This window comes from Pygmaiobacter massiliensis, from assembly GCF_900199435.1.
Classification (GTDB): Bacteria; Bacillota; Clostridia; order Oscillospirales; family Ruminococcaceae; genus Pygmaiobacter; species Pygmaiobacter massiliensis.
This window is the reverse complement of record NZ_OAML01000003.1, coordinates 678,571-702,509: the sequence shown is the minus strand read 5'-3', so window position 1 is coordinate 702,509 and position 23,939 is coordinate 678,571. Positions and strand designations below refer to the sequence as shown.

The following is a 23,939-nucleotide window of genomic DNA, read 5'->3' as shown; positions in this document are numbered from 1 at the left end:
TAAAGCTTAGCTTGATTATAGCACGAAGCAAGCCACTGTGCAAGCGGCAAATTCACACTTTGTGTACGTGCCTTTTTTGCTACCGAAAAGCTGGATAAATTTTGCTGATTTGCCTATTTTATCTGCTGGGCGAGATAGTTAAAAGCCAAGCAGTCCAATCACAAGCCCTGCGGCGAGCGAGGCCAAATACAGAATTGCAAGAATGGCAAGGCTCTTTTTTTTGCTTTTGTTGGTTTTAAACAGTACCACCAGGCCGATGCCCGCAGCGCTGCAAAGCCCTGCCGTAAGCGAAGCAAAGGTAATGGACCCTGCCAGATAAAGCTGGGCCAGCAATACACTGGCGGCACAGTTGGGAATCAGACCCACCAATGCCGCAAGGGCGGGCTGCCAAAACTGCGAGGAGGTAATCCACTGGCTGAGCAAATCACTGCCGAAGTATTCCATGCCTGCATGAATCAGCAGCGAGAACAGCAAAATCCAAAAAAGCAACTGGGCGGTATGCAGCAGAGCTGCTTTGAAGACGCTCTCCTCGCCTTCCTCATGGGTGCAGGGGCATTCGATTGGCTCTTTTTCACGCATCAGCCCGCTGTGCACCAAACGGCCGCGCAGCAGGTAGTCTACCACAAAGCCGACGATGAGAGCGACACAGAATTTGATAATGAGCAGCTTACCCAAAAGCGGCAATGCCGAAGGATTCGAAAGAAAGATGAGCACCGCTTCATCTGATGTGGCAAGAAATACGGCAAGCAAAGTACCAAGCGAAATCACATGCCCCGAGTAAAGGTCTGCCGCCATTGCAGAAAACCCGCATTGTGGCACCAGCCCAAGGCCGGCACCGACTGCAAACCCTACGCTGCCGCCGCGCGAGAGCAGCCGCACCAAACGGCCGTCCGCCCGGTGCTCAGCATATTCTACCAGCAAACATGCCACAAACAAGAAGGGCAGCATTTTTGCTGTGTCAATTAAAGTATCCTGGATAAGCTCAATCAAAAGAGAATCCTCCGTTAAAAAAATTACAGTATTATTGTACCCTAACTTGGTCGAATTGCAAGTTTTTTATAGAATACAGCCCTACAAGCGGCAAAAAGCGCCCGTTTTACAACGGGCGCTGAATGTTTTTGCTTTTTTTCTTTTGCAAACGTTAACCGTGAGGCAGCGAAATACCGCAAAACGCAGAACCTGTTGTGCAGCAGTTCGATGCTTTTTAAAATGCTTAGTAGGGTTTTACGCGCAGCTCAAAGTAGCTTTCGGGGTGTGCGCAAACCGGGCATTTTTTGGGTGCATTTTTGCCGATGTGGATATGTCCGCAGTTGGTGCAGATCCAAACCTGCTCCTCTTCGCGAGCAAAGATTTTGCCCTCAGCAAGCAGTTTAGAGAGTGCACGATAGCGCTCTTCGTGCTCTTTCTCGATTTTGCCAACTGCTTCAAACAGGTAAGCAAGATGGTCAAAGCCCTCTTCCTTTGCGTCTTTAGCAAAGCCGGCATACATGTCGGTCCACTCGTAGTTTTCGCCGTTTGCTGCGTCCAGCAGGTTGGTTGCGGTATCGGGAATCTCGTCGCCGTGCAGTGCTTTGAACCACAGCTCAGCATGCTCTTTCTCGTTGCCGGCAGTTTCGGTGAAAATGTCGGAGATTACTTTGTAGCCTTCGCTTTTTGCTTTAGAAGCATAAAACGTATATTTGTTGCGAGCCTGGCTCTCACCTGCAAATGCAGCCATCAAGTTTGCTTCGGTTTTTGTTCCTTTTAAATTTGCCATAATAAATACCTCCAATATTTTTTATGTTAAAGATGTCACTCACCTTTAAGACGTTATTATTTGCAGTGCTTGCACCAACCAATAAAAAGCAGGTTATGTGCTTCAATGGTGCACTCACTGTTTTGTGCAGCTTTCTCGTTCAGCTCCCGCTGGTACTCCATCGGTAAATCCATCACCTTGTTGCAACCCAGGCAGCGCAGGTGGTAATGCTCTTCTACCGTGTCATCAAAACGGTCCGCCTCACAAGGCATTGCAATTTTTTGCAACAGCCCGTCTTCTACCAAAGAGTTAAGATTGCGGTAGACCGTGGCCTTGCTGATAGTAGGGTGCTCAGCGGAAACAAAGTCATACACCTGTTCTGCAGAAGGGTGGCTATGCAGCTTTCGGACAGTTTCTAACACCAACTTTTTTTGTATGGTATTACGCTTCTCCATCTGAGCCTCCTTATTGATAAGAGTTATTAATTAATATTATATCCACTTTTTTCCAAAATTCAAGGGGTTTTCTAAAAATTTTTTTAAACTATAATATTTTATCCCTTTTTGCAAAAAAACACCCCGGCCAAAAGCGCGGGGTGTTTCGCTGTTTTGTTTTTAGTCCAGGTCGTTGCCTCGGGTAAAGCTGTGGTCAATGGTCACAACCGCAAAATGGGTCGGGTCATTTTCGTGGATACAGCGGAACACTTCTTCTTTCAGTGCGGCTTCTCCCATTTTAAAATTACTGGGGCAAAGTATATCAAAAATAAGGTTGGTGTGCTGCGGACCATTTACCATACGGAAATCATGGATGGAAAGCTCCGCAGAAATTCCTTTAATCAATTGCAGGACAATTGCTCGATGGTCTGCTACCTCCGTGTCGTTTACATTAATAGGGTCAAAATGCAGTGTCAACTGCACACCGGTGTCTCGTAAAACGGCACGCTCAATGTCATCAATAATGTCGTGGCTTACCATAACATCTGCGTCGGCGCTCATCTCTACATGGGCACTTGCAAAACGACGGCCGGGGCCGTAATCGTGCACCAGCAGGTCATGCATGCCCAAAACACCCTCATAGCTCATGATTTTATGGTGCAGCGTATGCACAAGCTCTTCGTCCGGCGCTTCGCCCAGCAGCGGGTCCACGGTGTCTTTTACAATGCCAATACCGCTCCATAAAATAAAGGCGGCCACTGCAAGGCCCATCCAGCCGTCGAGTTTTAACCCTGTCAGCTTTTCCGCAATGGTTGCTATCAACACAGCGCCGGTCGCTACTACGTCATTGCGGCTGTCCGCGGCAGTTGCCTCCAGGCTGGCGGAGCAAATACGCTTACCGATGGAGCGATTGAATGTCGCCATCCAACATTTCAGCAAAATGGAGGCCACTAGTACAGCAACCGAAAGCAAGCTAAAGGTTACCGCTTCGGGATGCAGGATTTTGTCCACACTGGTTTTAACAAGTTCAACGCCGATGACGATAATCATCACCGCAACCGTAAGCCCGGAAAGATATTCGATGCGAGCATGCCCAAACGGGTGGTCTTCGTCTGCCGGCTTTGCGGCCAGCTTAAAGCCCAGCAGCGTTACAATACTGCTCGAAGCATCCGAAAGGTTGTTCACAGCATCTGCAGCAATGGCAACACTACCAAACAACATGCCTGCCGCAAATTTACCGGCGCAAAGCAGTAGGTTGCAAAAAATCCCCACAAAGCCTGCCAATGTACCATACTGTTGCCGCACTTTTGGGTCGGCAGTTTCTGCCGGCGTTTTTATAAATGTGCGAACCAATAACTCTGTCATTTGATCACCCTGTTTTCTCATAATTCTTTTCATTATAATCATACTTGCCGCGCTCTGCAACTGTTTTCTCGTGTTTTTTTATGATATAATTACCCCAATAGAGTGCAAAAGTGCATTCCACCCTACAAACTCGGTTGCGCCCGCGCCTTAGAAACTTTGAAAACACTTTCAGAAAGGACCAATGGTATGGAACAAACCACTAAAGTTATTGCGCTGCTCATTGACGCAGAAAATGTTTCACCCAAATATATCAAAGCCATTATCAAAGAGGTTGCCATTTATGGTACCCCTGCTTACAAACGCATTTACGGAGATTGGACAAGCGCGGATATGAGCGCGTGGAAAAAGGTACTGCTGGAGTACAACCTTACGCCGATTCAGCAGTTTAGCTATACACAAGGCAAAAACGCCTCTGACAGTGCTATGATCATTGACGCGATGGACATTCTTTACGCAAAGAACGTAGATGGCTTCTGCATCGTTTCTTCTGACAGCGATTTCACCAAACTGGCAGCGCGTCTGCGCGAAAGCCGCATGTTGGTGATTGGCATGGGCGAAACCAAAACGCCAATGGCCTTTAAAGCCGCTTGCGATACCTTTAAATATCTGGAAGTGTTGATGGGCAAAGAAGAGCCTGCGCCGGTCGACAACACAGAATCCGAGAAGAAGCAGCCCGCAAAGCCCATCGCCAAAGAAAAACGGCCCAAAGCCACTCACCCGCGCGAGAAAAAAGAAGCAGAACCGGCCGAGGTAATGACCGATGACGAGCTGGAAGGCTCTATCGTTCCCCTTTCAGACATCGTGGCTTCGATTCGCAACATTATCGAATATGACAGCGACGAGGATGGCTATATGCTGCTTTCACAGGTCGGCATTACCCTTAGCCGCCTCTATGCTGAGTTCGACTCCCGCAACTATGGGTATTCGCGGCTGCACAAATTAGTAGATGCAACGGGCCAGTTTGAAACAAAATACGAGCAGCTCGAGCGCGGCGGGCGCAATTTGCTAATTCGCAATAAACAATAATCTCTTCCACCTTATATAGGGCGTAAAAACAGATATGATAAAAGCGGCTGCTAGTAAAATGCCTGGCAGCCGCTTTTCTTTGATTTTGTTTTTGTTCGCCTTTAGCTACAAAGGCAGTATACCGGCGTTTGGCAACCATACGGGCCTTTTGTGCATGCACAAAAGGCCCCATACCTATTTTAAAAGAAGGCACCGATTAGCTTTTCGGCTCTTCTTTTTTGCGTGCGGCATCTTTCAGCGGGGTTTTGTTGCCCTGCTCGTCCACTACAATGGTATTTTCCAACTGGCTTACCACATTGCGGCGAATGTCCGCAAGATATTCCTGGCGCAGCGCAGCCTGCTCTGCTTTTTCAGGCTCGGTAAGCCCCCCTTCGCGGGACTTTTTCGCCAAAGCATTAATCCGTGCGATTTTTTCGCTCGTCATAAAGCACCGTCCTTTTTGTTTATTTTAAGGGTAGTATATCACGATTCTTCACGTTTGCACAATTCCTTTACGCATTCGTTGCAAATGCGCTAAATAATTATCAAGGTTTATTCACATTTGAAAGCTATACTAAAAGCACGATAAACGAAGGAGGCGAAACAGGAAAGATTAGCCTGGACTTCCGCACCAAGACGTTGATGCTGTTATATAGATGCGAAAGAGAAGCATATGCTTCAAAACAAATTACTGCCAGTCCCCGGCAAGAAGGACGCTTTTTGCCGGGTGCGGCAGACAAACTATTCTTCACGCGGCTGCAAGCCCTCACACCCTTGCATACCAGCGTGGTTTATAAATAGATTGGAACTAATTACAAAATAATTACAATTGTTAACACTTTGTTAACAATTAATTGTAACTATTCTGTTATAATTCAATCGTAGCAAGTGACAATAACTTTTTCTCCTTTTCCTCTTTTTCTCTCAAAAGGGCCGCCGTTTTCGGCGGCTTCTTTGTTTTGTCCGGCTTTTCTATTTTAGAGTGGACTCGGCGCATTCCGCCTCGTTTTCTTCACTCCAAATTGATTGTAGGTGTACAAATGAAGCTAAGAGCATACAAGCCAGACGACTGCCTTACACTGGCAGAGCTTTTTTATCAGACTGTCCACACAGTAAATGCAAAAGACTACACAGTGCAGCAACTTGCAGTCTGGGCTACCGGCCAGGTGGATTTGGAGGCATGGGACCAATCCTTTTTAGAACATACCACAGTAATCGCCGAAGCAAATGGCACTGTGTTAGGCTTTGGAGATATGGACAATAGCGGATATCTGGACAGGCTATACGTCCATCGCGACTTTCAAAATAAAGGCGTTGCCACAGCAATTCTCGCGGCACTTGAGCAAAAGGCATTGCTTGCGGAGATTTGCCACTTTGTGACTTATGCTTCCATTACCGCAAAACCTTTTTTTGAAAGCCGTGGCTATTTCGTGATAGAAGAAAACATTGTTATTCGTAGCGGCATCCAGCTGATAAATTACCGGATGGAAAAAACTTGCACCGCACACCCCCATAACCCATTTGTAAACCAGCCATGATAGTGCTGTTATTATATTTGCATTAAAAGTGAAAAGCTCCGGAACCATTCTACTGAATCGGTACCGGAGCTTTTTTATTTTATCGAGTTATTTGGTGTCACTTCTTTGATTCGCGGCTTACATCAGCGGTGCGAAAATACGCAAAATGCTAAGCCCCAAACGGCGAATCCCTTTTACCTTCTGGCAATCATCAACAGGCACTTCCTGCGAACGTGCCAGTGTTGTGAGAAAATCCTGCTTAATCTCTGCCACAGCTGGGGTCTTATACATCCAGGCCGCACATTCATAATGCAGGTATAGGCTGCGGAAGTCCAGATTAATGGTACCCACAATGGCATATTCATCATCCGAAACAAAGGACTTGGCGTGGATAAAGCCCGGGGTGTATTCGTAAATGCGCACACCAGCAGTTAGCAGCACCTCATAGTGCGAGCGAGTCAAGCTGTGAACAAACTTTTTATCGGCAATGTGAGGGGTGATAATGCGCACATCGATGCCGCTTTTGGCTGCGGTCGAAAGCGCCGTAATCATTTCGTTGTCTATAATCAGGTAAGGTGTTGTGATATAAACATATTCTTTGGCACGGCTGATCATATTCATATAAACATTTTCGCCAACCGCGTCATTGTCCAGCGGCGAGTCATTGAACGGCTGCACGTAGCCGGGGGCATCCACAGAGATTGTTGGAGCGTATTCGTCAAACTCGTCCTGCTCGTGGCGAACATAGTCCCAAAGTGCCAAAAACATAACGGTGAGGCTCCATACCGCATCGCCGCGGAGCATAATGGCGGTGTCTTTCCAATGGCCATGCTTTTCGATGGCGTTAATATATTCATCGGCCAGGTTGATGCCGCCGGTAAACCCAATGTTGCCGTCAATAACACAAATCTTACGGTGATCACGGTTATTAAAACGAGAAGAGAAAATATTGGTGAAGCGGTTAAATACGCAGCAGTGAATTCCTTTTTTTTCAAGAATCTGTGCGTAGTTTGCCGGTAGCGTAAACAGACAGCCCATATCGTCGTACATTACACGTACGTCTACGCCAGCCGCTGCCTTACGCTCAAGCACCTCTAAAATGGTATTCCACATCTTGCCTTCCTGCAAAATGAAGTACTCCATAAAAATAAACTTTTCGGCTTTCTCCAGCTCTTGCAGCATCCGCTCAAACATCTCTTCGCCAAGCGAAAAATAGGTAGTTTCTGTGTTGGTGTATACCGGTGCAGAAGCTGCTTTTTCAATGTAAGCGGCCTGGATGGCAGCATCCTTACTTTCCTCCCGCAAGCTGTTAAACTCATCTTTGCGGTGGTTAACCACACTGTAGTAGCGCTCTTCTATTTCTGCGGTTAGCTTTCTCTCTTTGCGCGAGGGGCGCACTTTGCCGAACATCAAATAGAACGGCCCACCAAAAATCGGGAAAAGCATAATGGGGATAATCCACGCTATTTTGTAGGCAGGGTTGGTATTGCTGCTGACAATATAAAGCGTAGCAAATACAGTAAGCAGAATGCAGAACAAATAGAAGTACGCAAAATATTTACGAAATGCCAAAAACATGGCAACGAGAGTGGCAGCCTGCAAAGTGACAAACAGCACGATAAACAGGGTGCGCGTTAAAATGGAGTTAAGTGTTTTTTTCATATATGGCCTCCCTTGAGCAAAACACAACACAAGACTTTTCTCTACAATTATAAACAAGATTTGCAAAAAAGCAACGATAATGGCCTAACTAATATTTTCGTTGACAGTTGTAAACGAATATGCTACGATAGTTCCAACGACATTTGTCGACATAAAGGAGGTCTTCCCCATGGCTGTCCCCACCCTGCCGGAATCAGAGCTGGAGGTTATGCTTTGCCTGTGGCGTTTTAGCGAGCCGGTACGTACTGCGCGACTTTTGGCCGCCATCAGTGCCGACAAGAGCTGGACGCTCTCTACCCTTAAAGTTTTACTTGCACGGCTTGAAGCCAAAGGCTTTGTAGACTGTACCCGCGAAGGGCGATTCACGCTGTATAGTGCCCGTATTTCTGAAGAAAGCTATCGCCGGCAAGAAACCACCGGCTTGCTGAAACGCTTTTACCGCAGCTCTGCAAAACAGATGATAGCTTCTCTCGTAACCGACAGCAACCTCTCAGAGGATGATCTCTCGGAGCTTGCCGCTTTGATTGAGAAAGCGGGTGAGCAACGTGTTGTATGAGCTTGCGTTAACAATCTTCGGGTTTACCCCTTGGGTTAGTTTGCTCATTCTTCTACTGTTGCTTCTGCGTAAAAGCAGAATATCACTTTCTGCGCAGTTTTACCGTGCCGCGTGGTGGATACTTGCACTGCGCTGTGCAATTCCCTTTCCTCTGCGTTTGCCACGTTTTACCCCCACACTTACCGTACAGCTGCCGGTACTGTCCGCCTGGCACCCCTCCGCCGCAGACCTGCATACCGTCGCACAAAACAGTATTATCGCTGAAATTGCAGCAAACCCTGGGGAAGCTAGCGCAGGGTTACAGCGCTTTGGTATCCCACTTTTATCCAACCATGCACTGCTTAGCCTAGCAGAAATCACTGGTGTTTTAATGGTGCTTTGGCTTGCCCGTACTCTCCTTGTTTTGTGCCTGCGCTTTGGCAGCTATGGCTTTTTTATGCACCAGTTGCACAAAACACGCGCTACAATTATCTCCCCTGACCTGCTTGCTGTGCGCGATGAAGTTTTCGGCAAACCGTTGCCGCTTTATTCTTGCCCGTCATTCCACAGTCCGTCGCTGGCAGGCTTTTTCCGAAAAGCCATCTACTTGCCAAGTGATGATATTCCCGAGCAACAGCTTCGCCTGATACTGCAGCACGAAAACTGCCACGCACGTCGGCATGACTTGGTATTGAAACTGCTGCTGGTTTTCTCCACTGCCTTTTGCTGGTTTAACCCTCTGATATGGAGGATGGCAAAGGCGGCAGATGAGGATATCGAATGTGCCTGCGATGAAGTGATGCTGCATGGCAAGTCCCTTGCTTTTTGTCAGGAATATGGCCGTGTTTTGCTCAACACCTTAAAAGCCGGGCAGTTGCCGCATGGGCTTTCCACCAGCTTTGCCGGCGATGCCCGGCAACTGCACCATCGGTTTGAAGCGATGTATAGCGGTTTGCCCAAAAAGCAAGCGAAACCGCTGCTTGCACTTTTTTGTGCAAGCGTTATAGCTTCTTCTTTATTTTTTGCCTGCACTCCGGCAAATCAATCCAGTTCTCTCGCAGATGCGCTGGCTCCTGCTTCCGTAGGTGCTGAACGAGCTACCGGTGATGCCTCCGATTCTAATGTTGCTGCGCCGAGCGCTGACTGGGCGGTGCCTCTCCCGGATTATAAGCCCGAGCTTCTTGTCGTCAAGAATAATGGGCTTGAGTTTTACAGTGCTGCACCAGAAGCAGCGGTAGTGGCTACCGCTGCGGGCACCGTAGCAAAGGTGGTATCTGGCGATGCTGTTTACGGCAACTATCTTATCATTGACCACGGCAGCGGAATTACTTCTTTTTACGCTTTCTGCGATACCATCCAGGTCGCTGAGGGGCGCTCCGTTTCTCAAGGCTCCGTGCTCGGCTCCGTAATGAGCGCAAAAGGCAAAAATGCAATGCTCTATTTTGAGCTTCGTCAAGATGGCAACGCGGTAGACACCTCGGCCGCACTTGGTCTAATCGGTATTGACTCTTCTGAGGCCTCCGACACACAGGTGCTGGTGTACCCGGTGGCCTCCTCAGGCGCAAAAGGAATGAGTCGTGGCTTCACCGGCGCTGATGCTCACGCTGGCCTTGATTTGCGCGGGCAAACCGGAACGCCGATTTTTGCAGCAGCAGGCGGCACCGTGCAAGCCGGTCAGCAGATTGCCACGCTTGGCAGCTCCGGCAATTCTACAGGCCCGCATTTGCATTTTGAACTACTGCAAAACGACCAGCCTATTGATCCGGAACCTTTTTTGCAGCCGGTAGAATAACATATCCGTTCCTCATAGCTTTTACAAACAAAAACAGACTGTTCCGCTGATAGCAGAGCAGTCTGTTTTATTTTATTTACCAGAGATTTTTCATCTCTTCATATAGGCCCATATAGCTGAGTGCGCTCGTGTTCCAACTGAAATCGCAGTTCATCGCACGCTCAACAAGAATCTTCCACCCTTGCGGGTTTTCGTAACCGGTCTTGGCGCGCAGGCAAGAATCCAGCATATCGTGCGCATTGTAGCTGTTAAAGGTGAAACCATTGCCCATGCCATCGCCGGAATCCTTAATAGAATCCCGCAGGCCGCCGGTTTCACGCACAATTGGCACCGTGCCATAACGCAGTGCCACCATTTGTGCAAGGCCGCACGGCTCCGATTTGGACGGCATCAAAAAGAAATCGGCACCGGCATACACGCGGTGTGCAAGCTCGGGGTTAAACCCAATATATACACCAACTCTGCCGGGGTATTTCGCCGCAAGCTCGTTGAAAAAGCTCTCGTACATGTAATCGCCGTTGCCCACTAGCACAATTTGAATGCCGGAAAGCACAATGTATTCTGCTACATGGCGCACAAGGTCAAGCCCTTTGTGGCTGACAAGGCGGGTTACCATGCCCAGCACCGGCATATCGTTCTGCTCTAAATTAAACTGCTCGCGCAGTGCTTTTTTACAGGCTGATTTTCCTTCGCTGTAATTGGTAACATCATAGTTTGCTGCGATGTACGAATCGGTGGCGGGGTCATAGGTATCTACGTCGATGCCATTGAGGATGCCGCAAGTTTTATAGGCTTTTTCTCTCAGCAGTTTATCGAGGCCGTGGGCGTACCACGGGTCTAAAATCTCCAGTGCATAGCTGGGGGAAACAGTGGTAATCTTATCCGCTGCCTCAATAGCGCCCTTCATAAAGTTGACACAGTGGTCAAACTCAACAATGTGGGCATTCTCTTCGCTGATGGAGAGAATATCTGACAGCATCTCCAGCCCGTACTTGCCCTGATACTGGATATTGTGAATGGTGAATGCGGTTTTGATTTTGCTATATTTCTCTTCTGCGCGGTAATACAGGTTGAGGTAAACCGGCACAAGCGCCGTTTGCCAATCGTTGCTGTGCAGAATGTCGGGCGCAAAATCGATATGGCGCAACATTTCAAGAATCGCACGAGAGAAAAATGCAAACCGCTCTCCATCATCATAAAAGCCGTACAGACCGCTGCGTTTAAAATAGTATTCGTTATCTAAAAAGTAATAGGTAACACCGGCATGCTCTGCTGTAAACACCCCGCAATACTGGTTGCGCCAACCTACCGGTACAGTGAAGTTGGCAAGGTAGGTCATATGCTCGCGCAGTTCTGGTTTAATGGTGTCGTAAAGAGGCAGCACCACACGGCAGTCGGCACCGCGCGCATTGAGCGCCTTGGGCAGGCTGCCTGCAACGTCCCCAAGTCCACCGCTCATGGCATATGGCTGCGCTTCGCTTGCACAATATAAAATATTCATCCAAAGCGTCCTTTCCGGGCGGCAGTCTGTGGCTGCGCCCCACTGTCAATGAGAACTTGCTTTTGCCAGCTGCCGCAACTGATGGCAGCCACGGCAGCTGTCTCGCTTTATTTAAACGGTAGAGCCTTTTTTCACAAATACCTGGAAATTCTTCGTGCCGCCCAGGTACTGGCCCTCACTCACCGTCACATCTTTATCCGTAATCACGTAGTTCATTCTCGCACCAGGGCCGATAACTGTATTCTGCATTAGGATACAGTTTTTGACCACAGCTCCTTTGCCCACACGGCAGCCGCGGAAGAGAATGCAATTTTCTACCTCGCCCTCAATGATGCAGCCGTCTGCCATGGTTACGTTTTTCACCTTGCAGTCAATGGCGTAGCGCACCGGGGCCTCATCGCGCACCTTAGTGTAGATGGGACGTCCTTCGGGGAAAAGCCGGTTCAGGTTTTCCACATACAGCATCTGCATATTCGCTTCAAAATAGCTGCCCATATCTACGATGCGGCTGCGGTAACCCGAAAACTCGTAGCCATACACCTGCATAGTTTCAAGCTTTTTGGCGATAATCTCCTGCTCAAACCGCACCTGCCCTTTGGAGAAAGCATTTTTGACGATGGAAACCAGCATTTCGCGGCCCACTACCATAATGCCCATTGAAAGGTTACGTTTGCCCGTGGTAGAATCGTTCGTCAGCAGCTCACGCACCCGGCCCGAGGGCGCAAGTTGCAGCGAGATGTTGTTCTTTTCAATTGCGGGGGTCATTTTTTCTTTGGTGTAGGCAATTGTAATGTCGGCGCCCAGCTCTTGATGCTTCTGCACCAAAGCCGCATAATCCATGTTGCAGACTACATTGCAATCCGCAAGGATGACATAGTCTTCTTTTGCTTTTTCTATGTAGGGCAAAATGGTATGCAACGCTTCGATGCGACCATGGTAATCGACGCCTTCGCCTGCCGAATTCGGCGGAAAAATGGTAAGGCCGCCGCGCTTGCGCGAAAGGTCCCACTCACGGCCGTTGCCAAGGTGGTCCATCAGGCTTTGGTAGTTCTTTTTAACAATCAGGCCTACGTTCTGCACGCCCGCTGCCGTCATGCCGGAGAGGACGAAATCAATCAGCCGGTAACGGCCTGCAAACGGCACAGAGGCCATGGTACGGTGATCGGTCAGCTCTTTGAGTTCGCTGTCGTGCATATTGGGGAAAATAATACCCAGTGCGTTCAGGTTTACCATCTTAGCGCACCTCCTTGACGTCTTCTGTAAGCATGGATTTGGGCTGCACTCTTGCGCCCGCGCCCACTGTGATGCCTTCGCCCAGTACCGTAACGCCCCACTGGGACAAATCGGTCATGCACTCCGGCCTTGCACCGACAATGGCATCTTTTTTGATGGTCACATTTTCGGCAACGATAGAGTAGTGCACCTGTGCACCCTCTTCAATTACCGCACCGGGCATAATGATGGAATCACGCACCACAGCACCAGCGCCGATTTTCACGTTGGCGAAAATAACGCTAAACTCCACAGTTCCGTCCACCTCGCAGCCCTCGGTAATCATGCTGTTTTCTACATGTGCGAGGTTAGAGATGTGGTGCGGCGGCTGGGCAGCCGTGCGAGAGTAAATCTTCCAGTTCTCGTCCCATACGTCCAGCGGAACATTCGGGTTGAGCAGGTCCATATTGGCTTCCCACAGGCTGTCGATGGTGCCGACATCTTTCCAGTAGCCTTCGAACGGATAAGCACAAAGTTTCTGCCCATCTGCCAACATGGTGGGAATAATGTTTTTGCCAAAGTCATTTTCACTCTTGGTATCGGCTTCGTCCTGCTCCAGGTACTGTTTCAGCTTGCTCCAGGTGAAGATATAAATACCCATCGAAGCGAGGTTCGACTGCGGCTTTGCCGGTTTTTCTTCAAACTTGGTCACCACACCATTGGTGTCGGCGGTCATGATGCCAAAACGGGAAGCTTCCTCCCAGGGTACCTCTAACACTGCAATGGTACAGTCGGCACCCTGCTCTTTGTGGTAGCTGAGCATTTTGGAGTAATCCATTTTATAGATATGGTCACCAGAGAGGATGACCACATATTCGGGGTCATACCGCTCGATGAAATTGCTGTTCTGATAAATTGCGTTTGCGGTACCCTTGTACCAGTCACTGCCGCTCGCTTTTTGATACGGCGGCAGCACGTGCACACCGCCGTACAGGCGGTCAAGGTCCCAGGGTTGGCCGTTGCCGATATATTCGTTTAGTACCAGCGGCTGATACTGGGTTAAAATACCCACGGTGTCAATGCCGGAATTGACGCAGTTGGAAAGCGGAAAATCGATGATGCGGTATTTGCCGCCAAACGGCACTGCCGGCTTTGCCAGCTTTTGGGTCAGCGCATAAAGGCGCGAGCCCTGCCCGCCTGCCAGCAGCATTGCGATACATTCTTTCATAGACATTCTTCCTTTCTGGATGGCCCGCAGTTTCTTGCGAAAGACTTCTTTTTACCGCCCAAAGGTGCGGCCACAAGAGGTGCTGCTTTATTTTACAGCCGGCTTTTTCTTTTGCGTCGCGGTGCGTTTGGCCGGTGTTTTTGTTGTTTTCTGCGTGGCTGTGCTTTTAGGCACAGGCACAGAAAAATAAACGGTACTCATCGGGGGCAGTGTTACCTCGATGCTGTATTCCTGCCCATGGGCAGCTTTTTTCTTTGCGCGTATTGGCGGGTTGTGCAGTCCGGTGCCGCCAAATTCTACAGCGTCTGACGAAAGCAGCTCTTTGTAAGTGCCCGCACGCGGAACACCGAACCGGTATCCGGGCCGTGCAACCGGCGTAAAGTTACAGGCAATCAGCACCTCACGCCCATCGTCGTCCAATCTGCGGAAAACGATGATGCTCTGGTCTTTATCGTCTGCAACCACCCACTGGAAGCCTTCCCAGCTGTAGTCAATCTGCCAAAGCGCAGGTGTTTCGGTATAAAAGTGGTTGAGCGTTTTAACATAGTTTGCAAGCTGTGCATGTTTTTCATAGCTCAGCAGCAGCCAGTCCAGTTCTTTGGCTTCGTTCCATTCAATAAACTGGCCGAACTCTTGCCCCATAAAAAGCAGCTTTTTGCCGGGGTGTGCCATCATATAACCAAAGAAAATACGCAGATTTGCGAATTTCTCTTCGTACTCACCCGGCATTTTGCCAATCAGGCTACATTTGCCATGCACAACCTCGTCGTGCGAAATAGGCAATACAAAATGCTCAGAAAACGCATACATAAAACTGAACGTCAGCTTGTCATGGTTGCCCGCGCGAAAGAGCGGATCAGTGGCCATATACCGCAGCATATCGTTCATCCAGCCCATATTCCATTTAAAGTTAAAACCAAGGCCGCCCTCTTTGCCGGGCCTTGTTACCATCGGCCATGCAGTGGATTCCTCTGCAATCATCATCGCTCCCGGCAACCGCTCAAATACCGCGGCGTTCAAGGTACGCAAAAACTCAATGGCTTCCAGGTTTTCATTGCCGCCATGAATGTTGGGTCGCCACTCACCGTTCTGACGGTTGTAGTCAAGGTACAGCATACTGGCAACCGCATCCACCCGCAGGCCGTCAAGGTGATACTCGCGCAGCCAATAAAGTGCGTTGGAGATAAGGAAACTTTTCACCTCGTTACGCCCGTAATCGAACACCATGGTACCCCACTCTTTGTGCTCGCTGCGCAACGGGTCCGCATCTTCATAACAGTTTTCACCGTCAAATTTATAAAGGCCAAATGCGTCTTTGGGGAAATGCGCGGGCACCCAGTCCATAATGACGCCAATTCCGTTTTGGTGCATCGTGTCCACAAATGCCATAAAATCTTTTGGCGTGCCGTAGCGGCTTGTGGGTGCATAATAGCCCGTGACCTGATAACCCCAGCTGCCATCGAACGGATATTCTGCCATCGGCATCAGCTCTACGTGGGTATAGCCCATCTCTTTTATGTAAGGCACCAATTGCTCGGCAAGCTGGGCGTAGCTCAGCGGATTGCCATCTGCATGGGTGCGCCAGCTGCCGGCATGCAGCTCGTAAATATTCACCGGCGTGTTGACGATATCTTTATGCGAGCGGTCGCTGCACCATGCCTCGTCCTGCCAGCTATAACCCGAAAGGTCATACACTTTGCTGCAATTGCCGGGCCTTGTTTCGGTGTGAAAAGCATAAGGGTCAGCTTTCAGCAATTGTTCGCCGGTTTGTGTCGTAATTGCGTATTTGTACATTGCGTATTCCGGCAGGTCCTCTACAAAACCTTGCCAAATACCACTTTTGTCAGGGTCCGTCAGCGGGTTCGCTTCCGGATCCCAATCGTTAAAATCGCCTTCTACTGATACTTTTTTTGCATGGGGCGCCCATACAGTAAACAGTACGCCCTCACGGCCGCCCTGCACAGCAGGGTGAGCGCCGAAAAAGCGGTAGCTCTCAAAATTTGTGCCCTGCTTAAAGAGGTACACCGGCAGTTCGCTCGTGCCCATCTCCTGATAGTTCAATGGATTACCCCCTTTAAAAAAGACGGCAGGGGGCTTGATGAATTTGTATCTTCACCAAGCACCCCTGCCTTTCCTTCTCATTCTTACCCCCTATTTTAACACAACGGCACTTTTTTTCAAGTTGTATTTAAGCAATTACCCCCATAAAAAAAGTGCCCATTTTACTGTTTTTGTTTAAAGTGTCTAATTCTTATAGCAAAGAGTATCCAACATGTCGACATGGTTTGAGAGAAAACTTGTCTTTTCTTTCGGCTGTTATCAACTATTTGGTTTTTGCTAGCTGTTTTTTGTGATATTTCACAAAACATTTTTTAAAATTTATGTAAAGTGCCACATGAAAATCGTCATTATGGCTAATCAAGATTTTATAAGCCGCTGTTTGATTTTTAGGGTATCTACGTGCTGCACGTTTCTTGTTTTTATTTTTGAACCGCACTATGTTCTTATTTTTGGTTTTTGTTTTTAGCAATAAAATCATATTCTATGTAGCTATGACCGCAAGTATATAAGTTAGACAAAACTGCGTAAAATGTCAGCCACCAGACAAAGCTTTCAACAAACCAGTTGAAAAATGCTGTTTAGCCTTGCTTTAGCGGCATTTCACAGCCCTTTTGGTGGTAAATTGCAAGGGTTTGTGCTATACTATATTTTATATGTAAATTATCTTAAGGATCCGAGGGAACGCTAAGTGGAAATTTTGAAACCGGAACAGTATGCCGAAGCGGAAGCCTTTGTGGCTGCCCACCCGAACGGCAGCTTTATGCAAAGCCCCGCATGGGCCAAGGTAAAACCGAACTGGAAACACGAAATCGTCGCAGTACGGGATGAAAACGGCGCACTGCGCGGCACCATGAGCATTCTGATTATGCCTATGGGCCCCGGCGCATTGATGTACGCCCCGCGCGGCCCGGTGTGTGATTATGACGACAAGGCATTGATTGCCGAACTGCTGGAGGGTGCTGCCGCTGTGGCCAAGCAGTACCATGCCCATATTTTAAAAATGGACCCCTATCTTTACGAAGGCGACGAAAAGCACATTGAGCTTTTCCGCTCTTTGGGTTGTGATTTTACACCCGATGCCTCGTTTAAAGATACGATTCAGCCTCGCTACAACTATATGTTACCTTATATCAAAGGCCTCACTGAAGAGGAGCTGCTGGCAAAATTTGCCCGCGAAACCCGCTATTATATCCGCTACGCACCCAAGCAGGGCGTTGTTTGCCGCCATGGCATGGAATGCCTAGACGACTTTTACAAGGTGTACAGCGAAACCGGCGAACGCCAAGGCTTTTCGATTCGTCCGAGGTCCTATCTTCAGGGCTTTTTGGATGCCTTTCCTGAAGCAGCACGGCTTTATATGTGCTATTCACCGGACGGCGAGCCCATCTGCGGCGGCCTTTCGGTCAACTACGCCGGCCGCACTGCTCACGTTTACGGGTGCAGCAGTGACGACCATTCTCTGCGCCGCCTGCGCGCCACTTATATGCTCCAATGGGAGATGATGAAGTGGGCACTTTCCACCGGCTGCCATGTGTACGACATGCAGGGTGTCGCCATTACTCCAGAAGACAGCGAAGCACTCTACAACGTACTCGGCTTTAAGCAAAACTTCACAGGCGAAATTGTCACCACGGTGGGCGAGTTCCGCATTGTTTACAATGCCGCTGTAAACGCCGCACTAGAAACGGCACTGAAAGTACGCAGCAAGTTGCGCCACCACTAAACGCTCAGCGCATCTCGCTGGCAGGTGCCATTTATAACCTCACCACTGCAAAGTCTGTTTTCACCGGCAGCTGCTGTTCTTGTTTGGTGCAGCTGCCGTGTGCTTTGCGGGGCCAATTGCCCCGCTTACATTTTCTGCCCGTCTTGGCGGGAGGTTTTCTTTTCACGCTCTGGTACAGAGCAATTACACTACACAAATTAATTCGGCAGGCTCATTCGTCTGCCGGAGGAGGAAAACAATATGGAAAAGAAAAAATATTACATCACAACCCCGATTTACTACCCCTCGGACAAGCTGCACATCGGCCACAGCTACACCACGGTTGCCTGTGACGCACTGGCCCGCTACAAGCGGATGCAGGGCTACGACGTTATGTTTTTGACCGGCACCGATGAGCATGGCCAGAAAATTCAGGACAAGGCCGCTGACAAAGGCGTGACCCCGCAGCAGTATGTGGATGACATCGTCGCGGGCATCAAAGAGCTGTGGAAGCTGATGAACATCAGCAACGACCGCTTTGTGCGCACCACCGACGAATACCATGTCAAAACCGTACAGAAGATCTTCAAAAAGCTGTACGACCAGGGCGACATTTATAAAAGCGTTTACAAGGGCCACTACTGCAAACCCTGTGAGAGCTTTTGGACCGACAGCCAGCTGGTTGACGGCAAATGCCCCGATTGTGGCCGTGAAGTTTACGACGCAGAAGAAGAGGCCTACTTCTTTAAAATCAGCAATTACTCGGACCGTCTGCTGAAGCTGTATCAGGAAAACCCGCAGTTTATCCAGCCGGAAAGCCGCAAAAACGAGATGATCAGCTTTATTGAGCAAGGCCTGCAGGATACCTGTGTTTCCCGCACCAGCGTAAAATGGGGCATCCCGGTGGACTTCGACCCGAACCACACCGTATACGTCTGGATTGACGCGCTCTCCAACTACATCTCGGCACTCGGCTATGAAAATGATGCTTATAATGACTATGCCAACTACTGGCCGGCTGACCTGCATATGGTAGGCAAAGAAATTCTGCGCTTCCATACCATCATCTGGCCCGCTATGCTCATGGCACTGGATCTGCCGCTGCCCTCTCGCGTCTTCGGTCACGGCTGGGTACTCATCGACGGCGGCAAAATGAGCAAATCCAAAGGCAATATTGTGGATCCGGTCGTGCTTTGCGACCGTTATGGCGTAGATGCCATCCGCTACTTCCTGCTGCGTGATATTCCGTTCGGCAACGACGGCGTATTTACCAACGAAGCACTGATCAATCGTATCAATGCCGACCTTGCGAACGACCTTGGCAACCTGCTCTCCCGCACCACTGCAATGGTGAAAAAATACTTTGGCGGCACCCTGCCCGCAGAGCGCCAGCCCGAAGCACTGGATAAAGAGCTGATTTCGCTTTGTGAAGCATTGCCCGAAACCGTTACTGCCTGCATGGACAAACTGCTGCTGCCCCAGGCACTGCAAGAAATCTTTAAGGCAATTCAGCGTGCCAACAAATATATCGACGAAACGATGCCGTGGGCACTGGCAAAAGACCCGGCAAACAACGCCCGTCTTGCAACTGTGCTTTACAATTTGTGCGAAGTGCTGCGCTATGCCGCGGTACTGCTCACTCCGTTTTTGCCGACCACCGGCCCGAAGATTGCCGCACAGCTTGGTGCACCGGAAGATGTTCTCAGCTTTGACACCCTTTCTAAATTCGGCATGCTGCCCGCTACCCTTACCGTAGCTGGCGGCGACCCGCTCTTCCCGCGTATTGACGCTGCGAAAGAGCTGGCCGAGCTGGAAGCACAGAAAAAAGCACAGGAAGAGGCTGCAAAAGCCGCTGCCCCGGCACCGACTGCGCCCGTTTCTGCTGAGCCTATCGAGCATCTGCCGGAAATCACAATTGATGACTTCTGCAAATGCGAGCTGCGCGTTGCGAAAGTGCTCACCTGTGAGCAGATGAAAGAAAGCAAAAAGCTGCTGAAGTTCACCCTGTTTGACGGTGAGCGCGAGCGCATGATTCTTTCCGGCATTGCCAAATGGTACAAGCCGGAAGATCTGATTGGTAAACACGTCGGTATTGTGGCAAACCTTGCCCCGCGCCCGATGATGAAAGGCCAGTACGTTTCGGAAGGCATGATTATGGCTGCCGACACCGCTGATGGCGGCGCTTCGGTCGTTTTCTTCCCCGAAAGCGTTGCTCCTGGTTCTGCGATTCATTAAACTTTGTTCAGCGCCTGCCCCGTTTGGTTTGGGCGGGCGCTGATTGTTTTTACAGCACACAAACACCCCTTCTGGCTCTGATTGCATTTGTTGTGCGCTGTATCTTTTTCACTTTTCCAGAAAGGAAGAGGCACTTTTATGCCACAAATTTTTGATACACACACCCATTATCTTGCTCAGCAGTTCGATGCGGATCGTGATGCCTTACTTGCTGCATTGCCGCAAAATGGTGTAGGGCTCGTTGTGGATTGCGCTACCGATTTTGAATCCAGCGAAAAGGTCATCGCTCTCTGCGAAAAATATCCGCATATTTATGGGGCACTGGGCATTCACCCGGAAAGTATTATTGAGGAGGATGCCTCTACCCGGGCATGCTTTGGCGGCGACTGGCGCGCAGAAATGGCTGCGATTCGTCCACTTTACGAGCACCCCAAAGTGGTGGCGATCGGCGAATGCGGGCTCGACTATTACTGGCCGATTCCCAAAGACGAGCAACTGGCTTTGTTTGAAGCCGAGCTGCGGCTTGCGCTGGAACTGGATAAGCCGATTATTGTGCATGACCGCGAGGCGCACGGCGACACTTATGCATTGCTGAAAAAATATCGTCCCAAAGGAGTAGTGCATTGCTACTCCGGCAGTGCAGATGATGCCAAATGGCTCACTGCGCAGGGGCTGTACATTGGATTTGGCGGCGTCGTTACCTTCAAAAACGCACGCAAAACCATCGAAGCCGCTGCGGCTGTGCCGCTGGATAAGATGCTGATAGAAACAGATTGCCCCTATATGGCGCCGGTGCCCTATCGCGGCAAACGCTGCGACTCCACCCTGCTGACCTATGTGGCACAAAAGCTTGCCGAAATCAAAAATGTGGGTTCGGACGAAATACTTACCCGCACCTTTGAAAACGGTAAAGTGCTGTTTGGCATCGATTAATTGTTAGAATTGGCTCGCGCATAAATTCGTCAACCATATTTTAAATTAAGGTTGACATTTTGTTTTTTCTTGTTATAATAAATCTGTAATTACAAATAAACAGTGGAGGCCTCCGCTATGACAACCAAAGAAGCGTTACTTTTGCAGCTACTCGAGCATCGAGATAGTTTTCTTTCCGGCGCCGCGATTGCCGCCGAACTTGGCGTTTCGCGCAATGCCGTGCATAAAGCAGCCAACGAGCTGCGAGAAAAAGGCGTACTCATGGACGCTGCCGTTACCAAAGGCTACCGCCTTGCACCTCAGGCGGACGTGCTTTCGGCAGATTACATTAAAAAGCAATTGGGGTTAGATGATTGGAAGATTCAATGCTTTGATGCAGTGGACTCTACCAATCAGGTCGCGAAAGAGCTGGCCCTAAATGGTGAACCAGGCCCTGTCGCGATTATTTCGGCAGAACAAACTGCTGGCCGCGGCCGCCGTGGTCGGGTGTTCCACTCACCCAAACACGGCCTTTACCTCACCATGCTGGTGCGCCCCAGGGCGCTTGCTTCTGCTGACGGCGGGCTTGCAACGACCGCCGCCGCAGTAGCCGTCTGTGGCACCCTTGCAGACCGTGCAGGCATTGATGCCGGCATTAAATGGGTTAACGACGTCTTCATCGACGGCAAAAAAGTTTGCGGCATTCTTACCGAAGCCGGTACCGATATGGAAACCGGAGACGTAGACTGGATGGCTGTTGGCATCGGACTGAACCTGACCGCCCCCGAAGGCGGCTGGCCGGAAGAGCTGCGCCAGATTGCCGGCGAGATTTTTAAAGAAGGCCATCAGACGCTTTTCTCTAACGAAATTGCTATCGAGATTATTCGCCGTTTTGCCGCAATGCTGCCAGCGCTCGGCCAAAAAGGCTTTTTGCCCGAGTATCGCCGCCGCAGCATTCTGCCCGGCAAAAAAATTATGGTACTGCCCAATGGCCGCGATCCTTACCCTGCAACGGCAATTGAGATTGACGATGAATGCCGTCTTGTGGTAGAGTTGCCAGACGGTACCCGTGAAGCTTTGTTGACCGGCGAAGTGTCGACACGGCTCGAATAGCATCAAAAGCGCTTCTTTGATACTACAATTTGTATTATTGGAGAATATTATGACTAAATCTAAAACCAAAGATCTTGTTTTGGCAGGTCTGCTTGCTGCGGTAATCGCAGTGCTTGCACAGATTTCTCTGCCCATCGGCCCTGTGCCGTTCACCTTGGCGGTGCTTGGGGTCTTCCTCACCGGCCTGCTGCTCACCCCGGGCTGGGCAATGGCTTCCATTGCTGTTTACCTGGTCATCGGCGCCATCGGTCTGCCGGTATTCTCTGGTTTTTCTGGCGGCCCCGCCGTGCTGGTCGGCCCCACTGGCGGCTATCTTGTCGGCTACTTTTTTATGGCTCTTCTGCCCTCGCTTGCGGTAAAAAAACAACTGCCCACCTGGGCGATTGCCGTGGCTACCCTATTGGGCCTTGTCTGCTGCTACGCACTAGGCACCGCATGGTTTATGTTCCTTACCGGTAACGGCCTTGCGGCCAGCCTTGCAATGTGTGTCACTCCGTTTCTGATTCCCGACTTTGTAAAAGTTGCAGCTGCGGTAGCACTTTCCGGTGCGCTGCGCAAACGCATGGCACATATCTAATACACAAAACAAAAACCCCTTGCAGTGTAAAACTGCAAGGGGTTTTATTTATTCGTGTTTTACAATTGCTTGGCAGGTTTGGTACCATTCGCAGCTTGCGCAAACGGTTGAAAACTCTCCCGCGGCTAAAATTCGGCTGTCCACCAATGCGGCAAACTCGCTCCATTTTAAAGTATCCCCGGGCTGCAGGCCACAAAGCCGAAGTACTTCACCGTCAAACTTTCGCACCTTGGCAGCGCTTTCACATTCGGTTTTGTTGTGCGGGCAGGCCGCACATAGCACATCTTCGCCCTTTGCCAGCGTAAAGAACGGATCTTCCTGTGCAAGGCGTGCAATTACCGTTTTCATATTGGCTGTAAAAGCTTCGCTATAGCCCTTGCCCACAAAATTGTGGATGCAAAGCCCGTGGTGAGGCCGCAACATCAAGTTCATTAGTCGATAACCTTAATGCTGGTAATCTTAGGCTGGTCTTCTGCGGCTACTGTGCCGTTGCCGTCCTGTACCGGGGTATCTTTGCAGATTTGATCAATGACTTCCATGCCCTCGGTGACATGACCGAATGCAGCGTACTGACCATCCAGGAAGGTGCTGTCTTCGTGTACAATAAAGAACTGGCTCGAAGCGCTGTCCGGGGTCTGTGCACGCGCCATCGAAATAACGCCTCTCAGATGCGAAATTTTATTTTCAACACCGTTCTGGCTAAACTCGCCTTTGATGTTTTTGTCCGAGCCACCGGTGCCATTGCCCTTCGGGTCGCCGCCCTGTGCCATAAACCCACTGATGACGCGGTGGAAAGTAAGACCATCATAGAAGCCACCTTTTGCAAGATTTACAAAGTTGGTCACCGTGATGGGGGCAGTATCAGCATCAAGCTCCAGCTTAATGGTGCCGTAATTTTCTACTTCAATTTCAGCATGGTGCAGGCCGGTCAGCAATTCTTCCGTTGCAGCGCTACCCGATGCAGAAGATGCCGTAGAGGAATCGGCTTTTTTGCCGCAGCCCGAAAAGGCAGAGAGTGCCACTACCGCGCAAAGCGCAAGGGCAAATACTTTTTTCATAATTTTGTGTTCCTTTCTGTGGAAAGTTGCAAAATACGTACCGCTGTTTACGGCACTTGTTTTAGTATAGCATACCCGTGCCCGGCTGGGCTAGACAGCGGTGTGAAAAGCTTGTGAAAATCTTTCGCCTTTCTTTTGCAGCTATGGCGTGTCTTGTCCGCACTTCGATTGATTTTGACATGCTCTTATCTAAACTGCGCAAGCGCAAAGCGGAACATCTTGTTTTTTGCATATCTCTGTTTTAGCCCAACCAATGGCCTATTGGGCCTTTTATGGCTTAATGCTGCTGCGGATA

At 49.7% G+C, this 23,939-nt stretch carries 21 protein-coding genes; 9 read left to right on the top strand and 12 right to left on the bottom strand.

Annotation, left to right across the window (positions count from 1 at the left end; translation table 11 throughout):
• Positions 1-138 precede the first annotated feature (138 nt).
• The 4 genes from C1A11_RS07840 to C1A11_RS07825 all read right to left on the bottom strand — a co-directional run bounded on the left by C1A11_RS07840 (position 139) and on the right by C1A11_RS07825 (position 3,534).
• Entirely contained in the window at positions 139-990 is an 852-nt protein-coding gene (locus C1A11_RS07840) for a putative manganese transporter (RefSeq protein WP_102049928.1), read from the bottom strand.
• 223 nt (positions 991-1,213) lie between these two features.
• A complete protein-coding gene (rbr, locus tag C1A11_RS07835) occupies positions 1,214-1,756 on the bottom strand; it encodes a rubrerythrin (RefSeq protein WP_102049927.1) in 543 nt (180 codons plus the stop codon).
• A 56-nt stretch (positions 1,757-1,812) separates the two neighbouring features.
• Entirely contained in the window at positions 1,813-2,190 is a 378-nt protein-coding gene (locus C1A11_RS07830) for a Fur family transcriptional regulator (RefSeq protein WP_102049926.1), read from the bottom strand.
• A 159-nt stretch (positions 2,191-2,349) separates the two neighbouring features.
• On the bottom strand, positions 2,350-3,534 hold the full coding sequence (locus tag C1A11_RS07825) for a cation diffusion facilitator family transporter (RefSeq protein ID WP_102049925.1): 1,185 nt from the start codon (positions 3,532-3,534) through the stop codon (positions 2,350-2,352).
• 186 nt (positions 3,535-3,720) lie between these two features.
• Here C1A11_RS07825 and C1A11_RS07820 point away from each other — a divergent pair, with 186 nt between their 5' ends.
• Positions 3,721-4,560, top strand: coding sequence for an NYN domain-containing protein (locus tag C1A11_RS07820; protein ID WP_102049924.1), 840 nt, complete (start codon positions 3,721-3,723; stop codon positions 4,558-4,560).
• 196 nt (positions 4,561-4,756) lie between these two features.
• On the opposite strand, the gene C1A11_RS07815 is transcribed toward C1A11_RS07820, so the two are convergent.
• On the bottom strand, positions 4,757-4,984 hold the full coding sequence (locus C1A11_RS07815) for a DUF896 domain-containing protein (protein ID WP_102049923.1): 228 nt from the start codon (positions 4,982-4,984) through the stop codon (positions 4,757-4,759).
• 595 nt (positions 4,985-5,579) lie between these two features.
• On the opposite strand from C1A11_RS07815, the gene C1A11_RS07810 reads away from it, so the two are divergent.
• On the top strand, positions 5,580-6,077 hold the full coding sequence (locus tag C1A11_RS07810) for a GNAT family N-acetyltransferase (RefSeq protein ID WP_102049922.1): 498 nt from the start codon (positions 5,580-5,582) through the stop codon (positions 6,075-6,077).
• Between the two features lie 117 nt (positions 6,078-6,194).
• On the opposite strand, the gene cls is transcribed toward C1A11_RS07810, so the two are convergent.
• Positions 6,195-7,718 carry a cardiolipin synthase gene (gene cls, locus C1A11_RS07805; protein WP_102049921.1) on the bottom strand — a complete coding sequence of 508 codons (1,524 nt, stop codon included), beginning with the start codon at positions 7,716-7,718 and terminating at the stop codon, positions 6,195-6,197.
• Positions 7,719-7,887: 169 nt separating this feature from the next.
• Between cls and C1A11_RS07800 the strand changes: the two genes are divergently transcribed.
• Positions 7,888-8,274 carry a BlaI/MecI/CopY family transcriptional regulator gene (locus C1A11_RS07800; RefSeq protein ID WP_102049920.1) on the top strand — a complete coding sequence of 129 codons (387 nt, stop codon included), beginning with the start codon at positions 7,888-7,890 and terminating at the stop codon, positions 8,272-8,274.
• Positions 8,264-10,045, top strand: coding sequence for a M23/M56 family metallopeptidase (locus C1A11_RS07795; RefSeq protein ID WP_180950286.1), 1,782 nt, complete (start codon positions 8,264-8,266; stop codon positions 10,043-10,045). The genes C1A11_RS07800 and C1A11_RS07795 overlap by 11 nt, the downstream gene beginning before the upstream one ends.
• A gap of 76 nt (positions 10,046-10,121) precedes the next feature.
• On the opposite strand, the gene glgA is transcribed toward C1A11_RS07795, so the two are convergent.
• The 4 genes from glgA to glgB all read right to left on the bottom strand — a co-directional run bounded on the left by glgA (position 10,122) and on the right by glgB (position 16,032).
• A complete protein-coding gene (glgA, locus tag C1A11_RS07790; protein WP_102049918.1) occupies positions 10,122-11,546 on the bottom strand; it encodes a glycogen synthase GlgA in 1,425 nt (474 codons plus the stop codon).
• A 111-nt stretch (positions 11,547-11,657) separates the two neighbouring features.
• Positions 11,658-12,779, bottom strand: a complete 1,122-nt coding sequence (gene glgD, locus C1A11_RS07785) for a glucose-1-phosphate adenylyltransferase subunit GlgD (RefSeq protein WP_102049917.1) — start codon at positions 12,777-12,779, stop codon at positions 11,658-11,660.
• A gap of 1 nt (position 12,780) precedes the next feature.
• Positions 12,781-13,986: a glucose-1-phosphate adenylyltransferase gene (locus C1A11_RS07780; RefSeq protein WP_102049916.1), complete on the bottom strand. Its 1,206-nt coding sequence runs from the start codon at positions 13,984-13,986 to the stop codon at positions 12,781-12,783.
• A gap of 87 nt (positions 13,987-14,073) precedes the next feature.
• The gene (glgB, locus tag C1A11_RS07775; protein WP_180950376.1) at positions 14,074-16,032 is read right to left on the bottom strand and encodes a 1,4-alpha-glucan branching protein GlgB; all 1,959 of its coding nucleotides are present in this window, start codon (positions 16,030-16,032) and stop codon (positions 14,074-14,076) included.
• A gap of 703 nt (positions 16,033-16,735) precedes the next feature.
• Here glgB and C1A11_RS07765 point away from each other — a divergent pair.
• The 5 genes from C1A11_RS07765 to C1A11_RS07745 all read left to right on the top strand — a co-directional run bounded on the left by C1A11_RS07765 (position 16,736) and on the right by C1A11_RS07745 (position 22,586).
• Positions 16,736-17,770: a lipid II:glycine glycyltransferase FemX gene (locus C1A11_RS07765; protein ID WP_102049913.1), complete on the top strand. Its 1,035-nt coding sequence runs from the start codon at positions 16,736-16,738 to the stop codon at positions 17,768-17,770.
• Positions 17,771-18,010: 240 nt separating this feature from the next.
• Entirely contained in the window at positions 18,011-19,984 is a 1,974-nt protein-coding gene (gene metG, locus C1A11_RS07760; protein WP_102049912.1) for a methionine--tRNA ligase, read from the top strand.
• Between the two features lie 138 nt (positions 19,985-20,122).
• Positions 20,123-20,917: a TatD family hydrolase gene (locus C1A11_RS07755; RefSeq protein WP_102049911.1), complete on the top strand. Its 795-nt coding sequence runs from the start codon at positions 20,123-20,125 to the stop codon at positions 20,915-20,917.
• Between the two features lie 117 nt (positions 20,918-21,034).
• The gene (locus C1A11_RS07750) at positions 21,035-22,009 is read left to right on the top strand and encodes a biotin--[acetyl-CoA-carboxylase] ligase (RefSeq protein ID WP_102049910.1); all 975 of its coding nucleotides are present in this window, start codon (positions 21,035-21,037) and stop codon (positions 22,007-22,009) included.
• Between the two features lie 49 nt (positions 22,010-22,058).
• A complete protein-coding gene (locus C1A11_RS07745; protein ID WP_102049909.1) occupies positions 22,059-22,586 on the top strand; it encodes a biotin transporter BioY in 528 nt (175 codons plus the stop codon).
• A 48-nt stretch (positions 22,587-22,634) separates the two neighbouring features.
• Here the strand turns inward: C1A11_RS07745 and C1A11_RS07740 are convergent, their stop codons facing one another.
• Both C1A11_RS07740 and C1A11_RS07735 read right to left on the bottom strand, forming a co-directional pair.
• Positions 22,635-23,018 carry a DUF1284 domain-containing protein gene (locus C1A11_RS07740; protein ID WP_102049908.1) on the bottom strand — a complete coding sequence of 128 codons (384 nt, stop codon included), beginning with the start codon at positions 23,016-23,018 and terminating at the stop codon, positions 22,635-22,637.
• Complete coding sequence (locus C1A11_RS07735) at positions 23,018-23,644, bottom strand: peptidylprolyl isomerase (protein ID WP_102049907.1); 627 nt, start codon at positions 23,642-23,644, stop codon at positions 23,018-23,020. The genes C1A11_RS07740 and C1A11_RS07735 overlap by 1 nt, the downstream gene beginning before the upstream one ends.
• Between the last annotated feature and the right edge of the window lie 295 nt (positions 23,645-23,939).

What these genes read in the sequence shown, in the direction of transcription:
- C1A11_RS07745 (WP_102049909.1), top strand. Translation starts at nt 22,059, where the DNA reads ATGACTAAATCTAAAACCAAAGATCTTGTTTTGGCAGGTCTGCTTGCT.
- C1A11_RS07800 (WP_102049920.1), top strand. Translation starts at nt 7,888, where the DNA reads ATGGCTGTCCCCACCCTGCCGGAATCAGAGCTGGAGGTTATGCTTTGC.
- C1A11_RS07810 (WP_102049922.1), top strand. Translation starts at nt 5,580, where the DNA reads ATGAAGCTAAGAGCATACAAGCCAGACGACTGCCTTACACTGGCAGAG.
- C1A11_RS07755 (WP_102049911.1), top strand. Translation starts at nt 20,123, where the DNA reads ATGCCACAAATTTTTGATACACACACCCATTATCTTGCTCAGCAGTTC.
- C1A11_RS07820 (WP_102049924.1), top strand. Translation starts at nt 3,721, where the DNA reads ATGGAACAAACCACTAAAGTTATTGCGCTGCTCATTGACGCAGAAAAT.
- C1A11_RS07735 (WP_102049907.1), bottom strand. Translation starts at nt 23,644, where the DNA reads ATGAAAAAAGTATTTGCCCTTGCGCTTTGCGCGGTAGTGGCACTCTCT.
- C1A11_RS07815 (WP_102049923.1), bottom strand. Translation starts at nt 4,984, where the DNA reads ATGACGAGCGAAAAAATCGCACGGATTAATGCTTTGGCGAAAAAGTCC.
- glgA (WP_102049918.1), bottom strand. Translation starts at nt 11,546, where the DNA reads ATGAATATTTTATATTGTGCAAGCGAAGCGCAGCCATATGCCATGAGC.
- C1A11_RS07740 (WP_102049908.1), bottom strand. Translation starts at nt 23,018, where the DNA reads ATGAACTTGATGTTGCGGCCTCACCACGGGCTTTGCATCCACAATTTT.
- C1A11_RS07780 (WP_102049916.1), bottom strand. Translation starts at nt 13,986, where the DNA reads ATGAAAGAATGTATCGCAATGCTGCTGGCAGGCGGGCAGGGCTCGCGC.
- C1A11_RS07825 (WP_102049925.1), bottom strand. Translation starts at nt 3,534, where the DNA reads ATGACAGAGTTATTGGTTCGCACATTTATAAAAACGCCGGCAGAAACT.
- glgB (WP_180950376.1), bottom strand. Translation starts at nt 16,032, where the DNA reads ATGGGCACGAGCGAACTGCCGGTGTACCTCTTTAAGCAGGGCACAAAT.
- C1A11_RS07830 (WP_102049926.1), bottom strand. Translation starts at nt 2,190, where the DNA reads ATGGAGAAGCGTAATACCATACAAAAAAAGTTGGTGTTAGAAACTGTC.
- cls (WP_102049921.1), bottom strand. Translation starts at nt 7,718, where the DNA reads ATGAAAAAAACACTTAACTCCATTTTAACGCGCACCCTGTTTATCGTG.
- rbr (WP_102049927.1), bottom strand. Translation starts at nt 1,756, where the DNA reads ATGGCAAATTTAAAAGGAACAAAAACCGAAGCAAACTTGATGGCTGCA.
- metG (WP_102049912.1), top strand. Translation starts at nt 18,011, where the DNA reads ATGGAAAAGAAAAAATATTACATCACAACCCCGATTTACTACCCCTCG.
- C1A11_RS07750 (WP_102049910.1), top strand. Translation starts at nt 21,035, where the DNA reads ATGACAACCAAAGAAGCGTTACTTTTGCAGCTACTCGAGCATCGAGAT.
- glgD (WP_102049917.1), bottom strand. Translation starts at nt 12,779, where the DNA reads ATGGTAAACCTGAACGCACTGGGTATTATTTTCCCCAATATGCACGAC.